At 63.5% G+C, this 14721-nt stretch carries 14 protein-coding genes; 9 read left to right on the top strand and 5 right to left on the bottom strand.

Annotated elements, in window-relative coordinates; genetic code table 11:
- Window positions 1-28: 28 nt before the first annotated feature.
- Both serA and KF827_RS00820 read right to left on the bottom strand, forming a co-directional pair.
- A complete protein-coding gene (gene serA / locus KF827_RS00825; protein WP_290998293.1) occupies window positions 29-1603 on the bottom strand; it encodes a phosphoglycerate dehydrogenase in 1575 nt (524 codons plus the stop codon).
- 81 nt (window positions 1604-1684) lie between these two features.
- Complete coding sequence (locus tag KF827_RS00820; RefSeq protein WP_290998289.1) at window positions 1685-2851, bottom strand: phosphoserine transaminase; 1167 nt, start codon at window positions 2849-2851, stop codon at window positions 1685-1687.
- A 227-nt stretch (window positions 2852-3078) separates the two neighbouring features.
- Between KF827_RS00820 and KF827_RS00815 the strand changes: the two genes are divergently transcribed.
- Complete coding sequence (locus tag KF827_RS00815) at window positions 3079-5097, top strand: LTA synthase family protein (protein ID WP_290998285.1); 2019 nt, start codon at window positions 3079-3081, stop codon at window positions 5095-5097.
- A 9-nt stretch (window positions 5098-5106) separates the two neighbouring features.
- On the opposite strand, the gene KF827_RS00810 is transcribed toward KF827_RS00815, so the two are convergent.
- Together KF827_RS00810 and KF827_RS00805 are read right to left on the bottom strand one after the other, a co-directional pair.
- Entirely contained in the window at window positions 5107-5643 is a 537-nt protein-coding gene (locus tag KF827_RS00810) for a hypothetical protein (RefSeq protein ID WP_290998282.1), read from the bottom strand.
- 9 nt (window positions 5644-5652) lie between these two features.
- Entirely contained in the window at window positions 5653-6615 is a 963-nt protein-coding gene (locus KF827_RS00805; RefSeq protein ID WP_290998279.1) for a threonine/serine dehydratase, read from the bottom strand.
- A 106-nt stretch (window positions 6616-6721) separates the two neighbouring features.
- Here KF827_RS00805 and KF827_RS00800 point away from each other — a divergent pair, with 106 nt between their 5' ends.
- The 7 genes from KF827_RS00800 (at window position 6722) to KF827_RS00770 (ending at window position 13635) form a co-directional block, all read left to right on the top strand.
- Entirely contained in the window at window positions 6722-6919 is a 198-nt protein-coding gene (locus tag KF827_RS00800; protein WP_290998267.1) for a twin transmembrane helix small protein, read from the top strand.
- Window positions 6920-6934: 15 nt separating this feature from the next.
- Complete coding sequence (locus tag KF827_RS00795) at window positions 6935-7510, top strand: cob(I)yrinic acid a,c-diamide adenosyltransferase (protein ID WP_290998263.1); 576 nt, start codon at window positions 6935-6937, stop codon at window positions 7508-7510.
- A 174-nt stretch (window positions 7511-7684) separates the two neighbouring features.
- Entirely contained in the window at window positions 7685-9046 is a 1362-nt protein-coding gene (locus tag KF827_RS00790; protein ID WP_290998259.1) for a flagellar hook-basal body complex protein, read from the top strand.
- Window positions 9047-9096: 50 nt separating this feature from the next.
- The gene (gene flgK, locus KF827_RS00785; RefSeq protein ID WP_290998256.1) at window positions 9097-10578 is read left to right on the top strand and encodes a flagellar hook-associated protein FlgK; all 1482 of its coding nucleotides are present in this window, start codon (window positions 9097-9099) and stop codon (window positions 10576-10578) included.
- 3 nt (window positions 10579-10581) lie between these two features.
- Window positions 10582-11694 (top strand): flagellin, encoded by a 1113-nt coding sequence (locus KF827_RS00780; protein WP_290998253.1) that lies wholly within the window; start codon window positions 10582-10584, stop codon window positions 11692-11694.
- Window positions 11695-11824: 130 nt separating this feature from the next.
- Entirely contained in the window at window positions 11825-13213 is a 1389-nt protein-coding gene (gene cysS / locus KF827_RS00775) for a cysteine--tRNA ligase (protein ID WP_290998250.1), read from the top strand.
- Window positions 13210-13635, top strand: a complete 426-nt coding sequence (locus KF827_RS00770; protein WP_290998247.1) for a SufE family protein — start codon at window positions 13210-13212, stop codon at window positions 13633-13635. Before cysS ends, KF827_RS00770 begins: the two co-directional genes overlap by 4 nt.
- Window positions 13636-13645: 10 nt before the next feature.
- On the opposite strand, the gene KF827_RS00765 is transcribed toward KF827_RS00770, so the two are convergent.
- Window positions 13646-14095, bottom strand: a complete 450-nt coding sequence (locus tag KF827_RS00765) for an iron-sulfur cluster assembly scaffold protein (RefSeq protein WP_290998244.1) — start codon at window positions 14093-14095, stop codon at window positions 13646-13648.
- 151 nt (window positions 14096-14246) lie between these two features.
- Here KF827_RS00765 and hisI point away from each other — a divergent pair, with 151 nt between their 5' ends.
- Window positions 14247-14714, top strand: coding sequence for a phosphoribosyl-AMP cyclohydrolase (gene hisI / locus KF827_RS00760; protein WP_290998242.1), 468 nt, complete (start codon window positions 14247-14249; stop codon window positions 14712-14714).
- Window positions 14715-14721 lie beyond the last annotated feature (7 nt).

The following is a 14721-nucleotide window of genomic DNA, read 5'->3' as shown; positions in this document are numbered from 1 at the left end:
TGGCCCGCCTCGCCGGGTTCGTAAAGCGTCAGAATTGCAGCGGGGTTGCCTGCCGCACGCCGGGGATCGCCTTCACCTTGGCGGCCACTTCCGCCGGGATCGGACCATCCACCTCTACCAGACAGATGGCTTCCTGGCCCTTGGCGGCGCGGCCGAGATGGAAGGTGGCGATATTGATGCCGGCATCGCCCAGCAGGCTGCCCAGCCGGCCGATGAAGCCCGGCTTGTCCTCGTTGGTGACGTAGAGCATGTTGGGGCCGAGTTCGGCGTCGATATCGATGCCCTTGATCTCCACCACACGCGGATTCTTGTTGGCGAACAAGGTGCCCGAGAGATGGCGCACCTTGTCGGCATGGATGGTGACGCGGATCAGCGTGGCGTAATCGCCCTCGCGATCATGCTTCACTTCTGACACCTCGATATTGCGCTCCTTGGCCACCAGCGGCGCATTGACCATGTTGACGCTGCTGAGCTGGCGGCGCAGCAGGCCTTCCAGCACGATGGCAGTGAGCGGCCGGGTGTTCAGCGTGGCGGCATGGCCCTCGTATTCAATCGTCACCTTGGTGAGATTGGCTTCCGCCAACTGACCCACGAAGCTGCCCAACTGGCCGGCCAGTTTCATATAGGGGCGCAGCTTCGGCGCATCCTCGGCGGAAACGCTGGGCATGTTCAGCGCATTGGTAACCGCGCCGGTGAGCAGATAATCGGAAATCTGCTCGGCCACCTGCAAGGCCACATTCTCCTGCGCCTCGTTGGTGGAGGCGCCCAGATGCGGCGTGGCGATGAAACGCGGATGGTTGAACAGCACGTTTTCCTTCGCCGGTTCGGTGACGAACACGTCGAAGGCTGCACCGGCCACCTGGCCGGCATCCAGCGCGTCTTTCAGGGCAGCTTCATCCACCAGGCCGCCGCGCGCGCAATTGACGATACGCACGCCCTTCTTGGCCTTGGCCAGCGTCTTGGCATCCAGGATATTCTTGGTCTGCTCGGTCAGCGGCGTGTGCAGCGTGATGAAATCGGCGCGTGCCAGCAATTCATCCAGTTCCACCTTCTCGATGCCCAGAGTGGTGGCGCGTTCCGGCGTGAGGAAGGGATCGTAGCCGATCACCTTCATTTTCAGGCCCTGGGCGCGGTCGGCCACGATGGAGCCGATATTGCCGCAGCCGATCAGGCCCAGCGTCTTGCCATACAGCTCCACGCCCATGAAGCGGTTCTTTTCCCACTTACCGGCCTGGGTGGAGCGGTCGGCCTGGGGAATCTCGCGGGCCAGCGCCATCATCATGGCGATGGCATGTTCGGCGGTGGTGATGGAATTGCCGAATGGCGTGTTCATCACGCAAACGCCGCGCGCGGTGGCGGCCGGGATATCGACGTTATCCACGCCGATGCCGGCGCGGCCGACAACCTTCAGCTTGGCGGCGGCTTCCAGCACCTTGGGCGTCACCTTGGTGGCCGAGCGGATCGCCAGGCCATCATACTCGCCGATAATGGCGATCAATTCCTCGGGCTTCAGGCCGACCTTCTGGTCCACCTCGATGCCGCGCGCCTTGAAGATATCGACGGCAGCGGGGCTCAATTCATCGGAAATCAGAACCTTCACCATGGCGGTGTTCCTTCTGGATGTAGCGTGTATATCGGGGGAAATGGCGGGCGTATCGGCACGCCCGCCGGAAAATCGAACCGCTTAGGCCGCCGGCTTGAAGCCGGCCTTCACCTGAGCGAAGGCCCAATCCAGCCAGGGCGTGAGCGCCTGGATGTCAGACGTTTCAACCGTGGCGCCGCCCCAGATGCGCAGACCCGGAGGGGCATCGCGATAAGCGCCGATATCCAGCGCCACGCCTTCCTTCTCCAGCACGGCCGCCACCTGCTTAGCAACGGCCTCCTGATCCTTCTCGCCCAGGGCGGTGAACCAGGGATCGACGATCTTGAGGCAGATCGAGGTGTTGGAACGCGCAGCAGCATCGGCGCAGAGGAAGCCGGCCCAATCGCTTTTCGCCACCCAATCGGCAATCGCCTTGAGATTGGCTTCCGAGCGCGCCTTCATGCCGGCCAGGCCACCGATCGACTGGCCCCATTTCAGGGCGTCGATGATGTCTTCCACGCAGAGCATGGAGGGAGTGTTGATGGTCTCGCCCTTGAAGATGCCTTCGATCAGCTTGCCATCCTTGGCCATGCGGAAAATCTTCGGCAACGGCCAGGCCGGGCTATAGGTTTCCAGCCGCTGCACGGCGCGCGGGCTAAGCACGATCATGCCATGCGCCGCTTCGCCGCCGGTGGCCTTCTGCCAGGACCAGGTGACCACATCCAGCTTGTTCCACGGCAAATCCATGGCGAACACCGCCGAGGTGGCATCGCAGATCGCCAAACCTTCGCGGTCATCCTTGATCCAGTCGCCGTTGGGCACTTTCACACCCGAGGTGGTGCCGTTCCAGGTGAACACCACGTCGCGGGTCCAATCCACCTGGGTGAGATCGGGCAGCGCGCCGTAGCCGGCCTTCAGGCTGCGCACATCCTTGAGCTTGAGTTCCTTGGTGATATCGCCGGCCCAGCCGGAGCCGAAGCTTTCCCAGGCCAGCACATCGATGCCGCGCGGGCCGAGCAGCGACCACAGCGCCATTTCCACGGCGCCGGTATCGGAAGCCGGCACGATGCCGATGCGGTAATCGGCGGGAATACCCAGCACCTGGCGATGCAGCTCGATGGCTTCGACAAGGCGCGCCTTGCCTTCCTTGGAGCGGTGCGACCGGCCAAGCAGGGCGTTTTTCAGGATTTCGGGGGTCCAGCCGGGGCGCTTGGCGCAGGGGCCGGAGGAGAAATGCGCGACAGCAGGACGCGCGGCAGGCTTAGTCATGTTGCTATCCTTCCAGATAGTAAGCGCCCCGTTGGGGGGGCGTGGCCCGCCGCCCTTTTAACGCGCTGTCTGCTCCGCCGCAATGGCCGATTTGGAATATTTTGCCGCAGGGCCCGCCCGCGACCGGCGGTCATTACCGTAAAATAAGCTGCAAGACAGGGCCGTTCAGGTGCCATTCATGCGCCCTGTCGTACCCGGGCAACATTGTTTCGGGAGACGCGCCTGTAATGTCCCACTCATCCCCCCTTGCCGGTTCGACTGGCCCCCTTGCCGGTTCGACTGGCCCCCTTGCCGGTTCGACTGGTTTTTCAGCGCCGCGTATCCGGCTCTGGCTGACCTGCATCCTGGTTTTCATCGGCATCGCCGCCCTTACCAGGTTGGCGCTTTCGATCTGGATCGGGCTGGATACGCCGGGCAGCATGCTGTCCATATTGAGCGCCTGGCCGGCCGGCTTGCTGGATGATCTGGCCACCGCCCTGGTGCTGGGCCTGCCTTTCCTGGCCGGGCTTTACCTGCTAGCCCGCCCGCTCAACTGGCGTATCGGCCGCCCGCTGGCGCATCTGCTGCTGCTGGTGCTGACCGGGGTTGCGGTGTTCAGCGCGGTGGCGGAAATCTTTTTCTGGAACGAGTTCAACAGCCGCTTCAACGGCATTGCGGTTTACTACCTGATCTTCCCCAAGGAAGTGATCGGCAATATCCGCGAAAGCTTCGACCTGCGGATCTATCTGCCGCCGATCATCCTGGTAGCGGCGTTGATCTATCTGCTGATGCGCCCACGCCTGCGCGCAGCCCTGGCCATGCCGCCGGTGCGCGGAGAATGGAAAGCCGCCTTACGGGCCGGCGCGCTGGCAAGCCTGCTGGCCCTGCCCGCCATGGCACTGGGGCCATTCGAACCGGCGGTGGAGCGTAATGTGAACGAGCTGGCCGTGAACGGCATACACAGCCTGCTGCGTGCCGCGCTGACCAACGACAGCAAATACGATGGCGTTTATGCCGGCATGCCGGAAGCCGAAGCCCTGCCGCTGGTGAAGGCCATGGTGCGGCAAGACAACACCACGCCGCTGGTGCCGGCCGATGCACGCAGCCTGCTGCGCCGCGTGGATAACAGCCAAGGGCGCGATCTGGCGGCGGCCAAAAAGCTGAACGTGGTGCTGATCCTGGAAGAGAGCTTCGGCTCGGTCTATTTCGAGGATGTGTTCCAGGACAAGCAGCGCGATTACGCCCGCACGGTTTCACCCAACTGGCACCGGCTGGCCGAACAGGGTCTTCTGTTCACCAATATCTATGCCACCGGCGACCGCACAGTGCGTGCGCTGGAAGCCGTGTTCACCTCGTTTGCACCGATCCCCGGCATTTCCACGGCGCGCCGCGCAGGATCGGAAGACATGCATTCGCTGCCCTTTCAGTTGAAGGCGCAAGGCTATCGCTCGCAATTCCTGTATGGCGGCCCCACCAACTTCGACAATATGGGGCATTTCTGGCAGAGCATCGGCTTCGACAGCGTGCTGGGCCAGAACGACATCAAGGATCGCGGCTTCAAGACGATCTGGGGTGTGGCCGACGAATATCTGTTCAAGGAAGCGCTGGACCGGATCGACGCCATGGCCGGACAGCCGGGGCCGTTCCTGTTTTCCATGCTGACCGTGACCAACCACCGGCCTTTCCTTTATCCCGAGGGCCGCATCGCGCAGAAGCCATCGCCCAACGAACGCGATAATTCCGCCGCCTATGCCGATTGGGCGCTGGGGCAATTCATCGACGCGGCGCGCAGCAAACCCTGGTTCGACGATACGCTGTTCGTGATGATCGGCGACCATGGCCCGAAAGTATGGGGCGCGGCGCAGATTCCGGTGCAGGCCTTCCGCGTGCCGCTGCTGTTCCTGGCGCCCAAGCATCTGCCGGCGGCGCGCAATCCGATGCTGGGGTCCAGCCTGGATGTCACGCCCACCATCATGGGGCTGCTGGGCCTGAGCTTCGACAGCCCGTTCTTCGGCGTGGATCTGCGTCATGTGCCCGAAGGCGGCGGCCGCATCGCCATGGCGCATAATTTCGACGTGGCGGTGGGCGATGGCAAACATGCCGTGGTGCTTACGCCCAAGGGCGATCTGCGCGGCTACAGCATGCAGGTGGGCGCCCATCAGCTGGAGCCGGCCAAGGATGTGCCGGAGCTGATCCGCAAACAGGCCGTGGCGATGACGCAGACCGCGCATCGCATGTTCTACGCCCACCAATATCACGAAAAATAAACCAGCCGGTTAAATCTGCTTGGCGTGTTGCTCGGCCAGTTCCAGCAGGGCCGGAGCGCGTTGCGCCACATCGCCGATAATGGTTTCGGCCACCAGCAGGCGTTTGCGCGCCTCCTCATCCAGCAGATGGCTCATATCCAGCCGGTCGATGCGAGCAACGGTTTCCTTCAATTCCCACAGCGTGGCGAGAAACACCCGCTGCGCCCCCATCGGCAGGGTGGCGGCGATTTCCAGGGCCGGAAACACCCGCAGGATCACATCGATCTTCATCTTCAGCAGGCCGGCCACCAGGTTCGTATGGTACTCGGCCAGTTGGGCATGGGCCTTGGGATCGGCATGGGCCATGCGGTTTTCGATCAGCACCAACACGCCTTCGATCTCGGTGAGCGATTCCCGGTATTCGTAATAGGGTTCGAAAGAGGATTTGGTGATGCGCTCGATGGCGCCCTCGGCCTTCTTGGCCGCGCGTTTGGTCTGCCGGTCCATGGCCTGCAACAGGGCCTCGATCTCGGCCTTGCTGTATGTCTTTTCGCCTATCCGCGTCATGCTGGAAATCTATTCCGCCGCGCGGGTGAAATCCAGATCGGCGGCATTGGCGCCGCACACAAGAACCCCGACTTTTTCGCCCGCCGCCGGCCGATAGGCACCGTTCAGCAGCGCAGCCAGGGCGGTGGCGCCGCCTGGTTCGATCACCAGCCGCAACGCATCCCACAGCGCGCGCTGGGCGGCGGCAATGGCGCTATCGGGCAGCACCAGGCTTTGCGCCACATAACGCTGGGCCAGCGGAAACATCAGCGCCCCCACCTGCTTGGCGCCCAGCGAATCAGCGGCCAGCCCGCTCACCGCCACATCCACCGGCCGGCCGGCAGCCAGGGCCGCATGCAGGCTGGGGGCGTTTTCCGGTTCCACGGCGATCAGCTTCACCCGCCCGGCATACCAGGCAGCAATGCCGCCGATCAGCCCGCCGCCGCCCACCGCCACCAGCAGAGTATCGAGATCCGGCACCTGCTGTTCGAATTCCAACGCCACGCCGCCCTGGCCCAGCAGGGTTTCCGGCTGATCATAGGCATGCACCGGCAGCGCGCCGCTTTGCGCCATCCAGGCTTCGGAAGCCGCCAGCGCATCGGCATAACGCTCGCCCACCACCCGCAAATCGGCGCCGTATTCTTTGATCCGGCGCATCTTGATCGGCGAGGACACCGTGGGCACGAAAATCGTGGCCTTGATGCCCAGCCGCTTTGCCGCATAGGCCACGGCGGCGCCGTGATTGCCGCCCGAGGCAGCCACCACGCCGGCCGGGCCTATCGGGCGTCCCGGTTGATTGGCCAACAGATTGGCGAAGGCGCCGCGCGCCTTGAATGAGCCGGAATGCTGCAGGGCCTCCAGCTTCAGATCGAGGCGGCAGGATGATGGCAGGCCGAAATCCGCCGGATCGACCCGGATCACCGGGGTGCGGCGCAGATGGGCGCGGCTGCGGGCGGCGGTTTCGGCAATGGCGGCAGAATCTATCTGTGTCATGTCCCCACTTGAACGGAAGCCAAGACGCCGATCAAGGGCGGCGCCTGCGGCATTTCTGCCCGCCCGGGTATTGGACCCCAGCGCCCGAAGGCTATATCCTGGCGCCATGCGCGATTTCGTTCATATCCTGATCCCGTTTTTCATGGTGGCCACCTTCCTGGTGCTCTGCGTGGGAATCTTCGCGCTGTTTCGCGGCGGGCGGTTCAATCGCTCCTATTCCAACCTGCTGATGCGCTGGCGCATCCTGCTGCAATTCATCGCCATCATTCTGATCGCGATTGCCGGCCTGCTGCTGGGCCGCTGACCGGAGAGCATTGCCATGGTTAAGCTTGACCGCATCTATACGCGCGGCGGCGACAAGGGCCAGACCTCGCTGGGCGATGGCGAACGGGTGGCGAAATACGATATCCGCGTGGAAGCCTATGGCACCGCCGACGAAGCCAATGCCGCCCTGGGCCTGGCCCGCCTGCATACCAATACGCCAGCGCTTGCCGAACTGGACGCCATGCTGCTGCGGATCCAGAACGACCTGTTCGACCTGGGCGCCGACCTGGCCACACCGGAGCAGGAAAACCCGAAATATCCGCCCCTGCGCGTGGTGCAGGCCCAGGTGGACCGCCTGGAAACCGAGATCGACGCGATGAATGCCGCCATTCCGCCTCTCACGTCTTTCATCCTGCCCGGCGGCAGCCCGGCCGCCGCCTATCTGCATCTGGCCCGCACCCAGGCGCGCCGCGCCGAACGCCTGGCCGTGCAGCTGGCCGAGCGCGAAACCATCAATCCCGTTGTGGTGCGCTACCTCAACCGGCTGTCGGATCACCTGTTCGTGGCCGCCCGCCATGCCAACGGCAATGGCGCCGACGACGTGCTCTGGGTGCCCGGCAAGAACCGTTAACCGTCTCGGCAATTTCTGCCGAAACAGTGTTTCAGGCCTCCGCCCGGCAATTTCTGCCGACATGACCCGCCGGAAATATTTCAACTGAAACAATGCACTAAGTCGGATTTTCGACTTGGCACACCGCTTGCTAATCACTGGCCAAAGGATTTGGTTCTAGCCAGGAGACGAGCAATGTCCATCAGTGGTGCCCTGCAAACCGCGATCACCGGCCTCAACGGGCAGTCGACCGCCATCGGGTTCATTTCCGATAACGTGGCGAATGCGACCACCAACGGCTACAAGAAGGTGGAATCGCGCTTTTCCACGCTGGTCACGCAATCCAGCGCTCAGGCCAACACGCACTCGCCGGGCGGCGCGCTGAACCAGCCGTTCTTCGCCAACAACGCCCAGGGCGCCATCCAGCAGGTCAGCTCCACCACCTCGATCGCGGTCAGCGGCGGCGGTTTCATCCCGGTGTCGAAGAAGATCGGCATCGACGACACCACCGGCCTGCCGGAATTCGAAACCACCTCCTACTACACCCGCGTGGGCGATTTCATCCAGAACGAGGATGGCTATCTGGTCAACTCGTCGGGCTACTTCCTGCGCGGCTATGCATTGACCGAAGACACCGCCACCGGCGCGCTGACCATGTCTGGCACCGCCACCGAAGTGCGCGTCTCCAATCTGCTGGATAGCCCGGTGGCCACCAGCCAGATCGAATATTCCGCCAACCTGCCGGCCAACGTGCTGGACAATGCCGGCGCCCTGCCGGCAACGCTGGCGGCCAACTCAATCCAGGTATTTGACAGCCTGGGCAATGCCCGCACGCTGGACCTGGTGTGGAGCCGCACCGCCGCCAATAACTGGGAATTGACCATCAACACGCTGGATGATACCGGCGCCACCCTCACCTTCGGCCCCGCCGCCGTCACCTTCGGCGATCTGGGCGGTGTGGTGGGCGCGGGCGTGCCCGGCACCATCGGCACCATCACCAGCGGCGGCGGCCTCACCGCGCCGGCCACCCAGGCCGATGGCGAAAATGCCGCCATGACCTTCGCGGTGGATTTCTTCGCCGACGGCACCACCCAGAACCTGACCCTGGATCTGGGCGCGTTCAATACCACCATCGGCACCACGCAATTTGCCGGCACCAGCCTGGCGCTGAACGATTTCAGCCAGAACGGCGTGCCGCGCGGCAATTTCAAGAGCCTGGCGATCGATACCAATGGCCAGGTCTCGGTGACCTTCGATAACGGCAACGTGCGGCCCTTCTACCAGCTGCAGCTCGCCAAGTTCCGCGATCCGACCGAACTGGACCGCGTGGACGGCAACGCCTTCCTGGAAACCCCCGGCTCCGGCTCCGCCGTGATGACCGATGTGGGCGGCAGCGGCGTGGGCAACCTGGTTTCCGCCGCCATCGAACAGTCCAACGTGGATATCGCCGAGGAGTTCTCCAAGATGATCGTGGCGCAGCGTGCCTATTCGGCCAATGCCCGCCTGATCACCGTGGCCGACGAACTGCTGCAGGAAACCATCAACATCCGCCGGTAAGCCGGAACACCGGCGGCGCCTGAGGCGCCGCCGCGAAAGGAAAAGCCGCCATGTCGCTCTCCGCCGCCCTTTCCACCTCGGTCTCCGCGCTCGCTGCGTTCCAGACCCAGACCCGGCTGCTCTCGGCCAACGTGGGCAATGCGCAGAACGAGAATTATACCCGCAAGGTTGCCACGCTCACCACGCCTGGCATCGACGGCCTGCCGGGCGCGCCGCTGATCTCCACCATCACCCGCGTGGCGGCCAAGGATGTACAACAGGATCATTATAATGCCCTGTCCGATTACGGCCGGCTGAAGACCGCCACCGATCTGACCCAGGGCCTGGCCGATATCATCGACGCCACCAACACCGATGGCAGCCAGCCTGAACTGGCCGCCCTGCTGTCGCGCTTCGAGGATTCTTGGAAGACCCTGGAAGCCAACCCGGAAAGCGCCGCTGCGGCGGAAAACGCGATCCGTCGCGGCCAGGATCTGGTGCTGAAGATCAATCAGCTGAATGCCCGCCAGACCGAGCTGCGCACCCGCGCCGACGAGCAGGCCGAAGCTGCCGTGCAGACCATCAACACCGCTTCGGTGGAAATCCAGAAGCTGAACGTGCAGATCACCGCAGCATTGGGCGCCGGCCAGCCGACCGGCGACCTGGAGGATTTGCGCGACCAGCAGGTGCGCCGTATCGCCGACCTGGTGGATGTGCGCGTACTCACCAACGATCGCGGCGAATTGAGCGTCTACACCACCGGCGGCATCCAGATCTCCGGCACGGTGGCGCAGCAATTCACCTATAACCGTTCGTCCACCACCACGGCCGGCACCATCACCTATCAGGGTTCCACCAATTCGCTGAACTCCGGCATCCTGAATGGCAGCTTGCGGGCCGCGCTGGATTATCTGGACCCCACCGATGCGGCGCTGAACAGCACCGATCCCAATGTGGGCACGCTGGCGAAATACGCCAACCAGCTGGATGCCTTCGCCTATAATCTCGTCACCCTGGTGAACAACGCCTATGCCGGCGCGGAAAACCGCGTGCCCGCGCCCACACCGGCGGAAGGCACCGAGTTCTTCACCGCCTTCACCGCCGCCGAAACCGGCTTCGAGGCGCAATCGCTCACCATCAACGCCGATCTGCTGACCGGTGCCGCCAGCCTGAAGGTTCTGGCCGCCGGCCCGATTCAGCAGGCGATGCGCACCACCTTGATCACCGCCGCCGACATCAACCGTTCCGGCGTGACCGACAATACCGGCGGCGCGCAATCCAACGGCCTGGCGATCAACAACGTGAACCTGTTCGGCCTGGTGGACGGCATCATGGCCTACACGGCCCGCGCCACCGATGTGAACCAGGTGAACCGCGATTCCGCCGAACGCGTGGAACACACGCTGGATCAGAAATACCGCAACCTCACCGGTGTCGATATCGATACCGAACTCGCGACCCTGCAGGTGCTGCAGAACAATTATGCCGCCATGGCGAATGTTCTGAACGCCATCACCCGCATGTTCGACGAAGTCATCACGATCGGGAGGTAAACCATGGTTGCCGCAATCGGTTCCACCCAGCTCGCGCGCATCTTCGACCAGACGCGCCAGATTCGCCAATTGAACCTGCAACTGACCATGCAGCAGGGCCAGCTTTCCTCGGGCCGTTTTGCCAACGGCCTGATCGGCGTGGCCCCGCGCGCCCAGGAACTGGGCGACCTGAAGGCCGAGTTGAAGACCGTGGAAACCTACCAGAGCGGCGTGCTTTCGGCACAGAACCGTGTGCGCCTCTATGGCTTGTCGCTGGAGCAGATCATCAACACGGCGACCGACGCCAAGGATCTGATGATCAAGAATCGCGACAGCTTCTTCGCCTCCACCTCGGCGCCAGCGGCGCAGGCCAATGTGCTGCTCGATCGGATCGGCACCCTGCTGCAGACCAAGGACAACGACCGCTTCATCTATGGCGGCCGCAATTTCCAGATCAATCCGATCAACGGCCAGCTTTCGGCCAATGCGCTGCTGGGCCAGAACTATACCGCCGGCGCGGTGCCCGGCGCCTATACCAACATCACCGAAGCCGACCCGGTGGCCAACCAGGTGGAATATCTGAACTTCCCCTCCACCGACGATGGCGAGAATTTCCAGATCAAGGACAATTACTATTTCGACCGCACCGGCTATGCCCCGGTAGACGATCCGGCCACCCCGGACGTGGATGAAAGCACCACGGGCGCCGCCGAAACGGAATTCGTCGGCCTGTTCGTGGACGACAACGAACGGGTGGAATACGGCCAGACCGCCGCCGATCCGGCCTTCCAGCGCGTGGTGGATGCCATCGTGCGCTTCCGCTCGGCAATCCAGGATATCGGCGATAATCAGCTCTACACCCAGCGCGTGGACGATGCCATCGCCCATCTGGAAACCGCCATCGGCCAGTTGAAGAACGTCGCCTCGGCCAACGGCCATGTGGAACAGCGCCTGAAGGAAGTGCAGTTGCGCCACGACCGCAGCAAGGATGTGCTGAAAACCCGCATCGGCGGCATCGAGAATGTGGACGTGGCCGAAACCGCCACCCTGATCAAGTCGCTGCAGACCTCGCTGGAAGCCAGCTACACCATTACCCGCGACAGCCTGCAGCTCTCGCTGGTGAACTACCTGCGCTAAACCGTTGCCCGGATAACCCAGGCTCTGGCTTTGGCTCTGGCTTTGGCGCCGGCTCTGGCTCTGGCTCTGGCGGGGTTGATAAATAAGGCGGTTATCCTATAGTCCCGGGCCAATCGAAGGGTCCGGGGTCATGGATATCTATCTGCACAACACATTGTCGCGCACCAAAGAGAAATTCGTGCCGGTGCAAGCCGGCCGGGTGACGATGTATGTCTGCGGCCCCACCGTGTATAATTTCGCCCATATCGGCAATGCCCGCCCGGCCGTGGTGTTCGACGTGCTGCGCCGGTTTCTGGCCAGCGAATACGCCGAAGTGGTCTATGTGCGCAACGTCACCGACGTGGACGACAAGATCAACGCCGCCGCCAAGGCCGAGGGCGTGCCGATCGGCGTGATCACCGAGCGCTATCTCGCCGCCTATCATGCCGACATGCAGGCGCTGGGCGTGCCGCCGCCGGGCATCGAGCCGAAGGTGACCGGCCACATCCCGCAGATCATCGAGATGATCCAGCGGCTGATCGCCAATGGCCATGCCTACGAGGCGGAAAGCCATGTGCTGTTCAACGTGCCGTCCTATCCGGACTATGGCCGGCTTTCCGGCCGCAACCGCGACGAGATGATTGCCGGCGCCCGGGTGGACGTGGCGCCCTACAAGCGCGACGCAGCGGATTTCGTGCTGTGGAAACCCTCGCCCGAGGGTGTGCCGGGCTGGGACAGCCCCTGGGGTTTCGGCCGGCCGGGCTGGCATATCGAATGCTCGGCGATGATCGATGCCAATCTGGGTTCCGGCCCGGTCGACATCCATGGCGGCGGCCATGACCTGATCTTCCCGCATCATGAAAACGAGATTGCACAAAGCACCTGCGCCAATAGCGGCCGGCTGGGCGGCCAGCCCTTCTGCCGCTATTGGATGCATAACGGCTTCGTCAACGTGGATGCCGAGAAGATGTCGAAATCGCTGGGCAATGTGCTGCTGGTGCGCGACCTGCGCGACCAGGCGCCCGGCGAGGCGATCCGGCTTGCCCTGCTCTCGGCGCATTATCGTCAGCCGCTGGATTGGAGCGATGTCGGCCTGCGCGATGCCAAAGCGCAGCTCGACCGGCTGTATCGCGCATTGGAGACATTGCAGGATGTGCAGGCCGCAGACCTGCCGGCACCGGATTCATTCCGCGCCGCGCTGGCCGACGATCTGAACACGCCCAAGGCGCTGGCCGAACTGCATGCGCTGGCCAATGCCGTGAACAAGGCGATAGACCCGGATGAGCGCGGCCGCCTGAAAGGCCAGATGCTGGCCGCAGGCAAGCTGCTGGGCCTGCTGGAGCAAAATCCGGTCAGTTGGTTCAAGGGCGATGAGGATAGCGGCGAAGCCGTCGAGATCGAAGCCGCCATCGAACGCCGTAAGGCAGCCCGCGCGGCGAAGAACTGGGCCGAAAGCGACCGCATCCGCGATGAACTCGCGGCCCGCGGCATCCTGCTGGAAGACAAAGCCGGCATCACCACATGGCGGCGAGCGCCATGACGGCCACGAGCCAGAGCGTTGCCGAGGCCCAGGCCGAAATCATCGAGGATTTCGGCCTGTTCGACGATTGGATGGATCGCTATCGCTTCCTGATCGATCTGGGCCGCGCGCTGCCGCCTTATCCGGACGCGCTGCGTACCGATGAATGGCGGGTGAAAGGCTGTATCAACAAGGCCTGGCTGCATGGCGAGGCCCGCGATGGCAAAGTGTATTACCAGGCCAGCAGCGAAAGCGAGATCGTGGCCGGACTGATCGCCCTGCTGCTGAAGGTCTATTCCGGCCGCAGCCCGGCCGAGATCGTGAACAACCCGCCCGACTTCCTGGAAAAGATCGGCGTGTGGGAGAATATCACCTCCAACCGCATCAATGGCCTGAAGGGCATGATCGGCCTGATCCAGGGCGTGGCCAAGGCGGCGCTTTAAAGCGCGGCAATCAGGATTGTTTCGCCTCGATCTGGTCGATTGCCTTCACGGTGGCTTCAAACGGCAGCAGCACGGCATTGTGGCGCGCCTTGTGGTCGCGCACCGGGCTCAGCACTTCCAGGTCGGTGAAGGCGCCGCCGGCGAAATCCGGCCCGGGCGGCGGGGCGCCCTCCTTCAGCATGGCGCGCATGCGGGCCAGCAGATCGCGCAGGGTGGCGGCATCCTGGCCCACCACATGGCGACCGAAAATCGAGGCCGCAGCCTGGCCCAGCGCACAGGCTTTCACCAATTGGCCATAGCCCACCACCCGGCCGCCTTCCATCTTGATATCCACGGTGATCCGGCTGCCGCAGAGCGGACTGTGATGCGTCACCGTGGCATCGGGCGCCGGCAGGCGCTCGGTCTGGCCAATATGTGCCGCAAAATCAAGGATTTTTTCGTTATAGAGGGCATTCAGCATGGGGGCGCTCCGCCCCGCTGCGACAGGTTGCCGGGCAGGTGGGTTGCCGGGCGGGGATACCAACGATATATAACGGCCCGAATTCATAGGACAACAGGCGCCTGCCGGTTCCGGATTTTCCGGTCTGGCCCGGTTGCCGGGAGAAAGCCCCATGTTCGCCAAGCGCGTGAGTATCGAGCAGGTAGAGGAAGGCCATGAATTGGCCCCGAAATTCGATACGGATGGCCTGCTGCCCTGCGTGACCACCCAGGCCGATACCGGCGAGGTGCTGATGCTGGGCTACATGAATGCCGAGGCGCTGAAGCGCACCATCGCCACCGGCGAAGCGCATTATTACAGCCGCAGCCGCAAGACGCTGTGGCACAAGGGCGCCACCTCGGGCCTGGTGCAGCAGGTGGTGGAGATGCGCATCGACGACGACCAGGATGCAGTCTGGCTGCGCGTGCGCATTCCGGGCGACGCTTCCTGCCATGTCGGCTACCGTTCCTGCTTCTACCGTTCGGTGCCCACCGGCCAGGGCGAAACCGAAAGCCCGGTGGCGCTGAATTACGAAGAGCAGGAAAAGACCTTCGATCCGAAGGCGGTTTATGGCGACGCGCCCAACCCGACCATTCTCTGAAACCGCC

This window comes from Ferrovibrio sp. (assembly GCF_019636075.1).
In the GTDB taxonomy this organism is placed as follows: domain Bacteria; phylum Pseudomonadota; class Alphaproteobacteria; order Ferrovibrionales; family Ferrovibrionaceae; genus Ferrovibrio.
Note: the sequence above shows the minus strand (reverse complement) of the source record. Positions and strands in the feature narration are given on the sequence as shown.

Excerpts from the sequence above, each read along its gene's own strand:
- KF827_RS00815 (WP_290998285.1), top strand. The coding sequence starts at position 3,079 with ATGTCCCACTCATCCCCCCTTGCCGGTTCGACTGGCCCCCTTGCCGGT.
- hisI (WP_290998242.1), top strand. The coding sequence starts at position 14,247 with ATGTTCGCCAAGCGCGTGAGTATCGAGCAGGTAGAGGAAGGCCATGAA.
- KF827_RS00805 (WP_290998279.1), bottom strand. The coding sequence starts at position 6,615 with ATGACACAGATAGATTCTGCCGCCATTGCCGAAACCGCCGCCCGCAGC.
- KF827_RS00800 (WP_290998267.1), top strand. The coding sequence starts at position 6,722 with ATGCGCGATTTCGTTCATATCCTGATCCCGTTTTTCATGGTGGCCACC.
- flgK (WP_290998256.1), top strand. The coding sequence starts at position 9,097 with ATGTCGCTCTCCGCCGCCCTTTCCACCTCGGTCTCCGCGCTCGCTGCG.
- KF827_RS00810 (WP_290998282.1), bottom strand. The coding sequence starts at position 5,643 with ATGACGCGGATAGGCGAAAAGACATACAGCAAGGCCGAGATCGAGGCC.
- KF827_RS00790 (WP_290998259.1), top strand. The coding sequence starts at position 7,685 with ATGTCCATCAGTGGTGCCCTGCAAACCGCGATCACCGGCCTCAACGGG.
- KF827_RS00765 (WP_290998244.1), bottom strand. The coding sequence starts at position 14,095 with ATGCTGAATGCCCTCTATAACGAAAAAATCCTTGATTTTGCGGCACAT.
- cysS (WP_290998250.1), top strand. The coding sequence starts at position 11,825 with ATGGATATCTATCTGCACAACACATTGTCGCGCACCAAAGAGAAATTC.
- KF827_RS00770 (WP_290998247.1), top strand. The coding sequence starts at position 13,210 with ATGACGGCCACGAGCCAGAGCGTTGCCGAGGCCCAGGCCGAAATCATC.
- serA (WP_290998293.1), bottom strand. The coding sequence starts at position 1,603 with ATGGTGAAGGTTCTGATTTCCGATGAATTGAGCCCCGCTGCCGTCGAT.
- KF827_RS00820 (WP_290998289.1), bottom strand. The coding sequence starts at position 2,851 with ATGACTAAGCCTGCCGCGCGTCCTGCTGTCGCGCATTTCTCCTCCGGC.
- KF827_RS00780 (WP_290998253.1), top strand. The coding sequence starts at position 10,582 with ATGGTTGCCGCAATCGGTTCCACCCAGCTCGCGCGCATCTTCGACCAG.
- KF827_RS00795 (WP_290998263.1), top strand. The coding sequence starts at position 6,935 with ATGGTTAAGCTTGACCGCATCTATACGCGCGGCGGCGACAAGGGCCAG.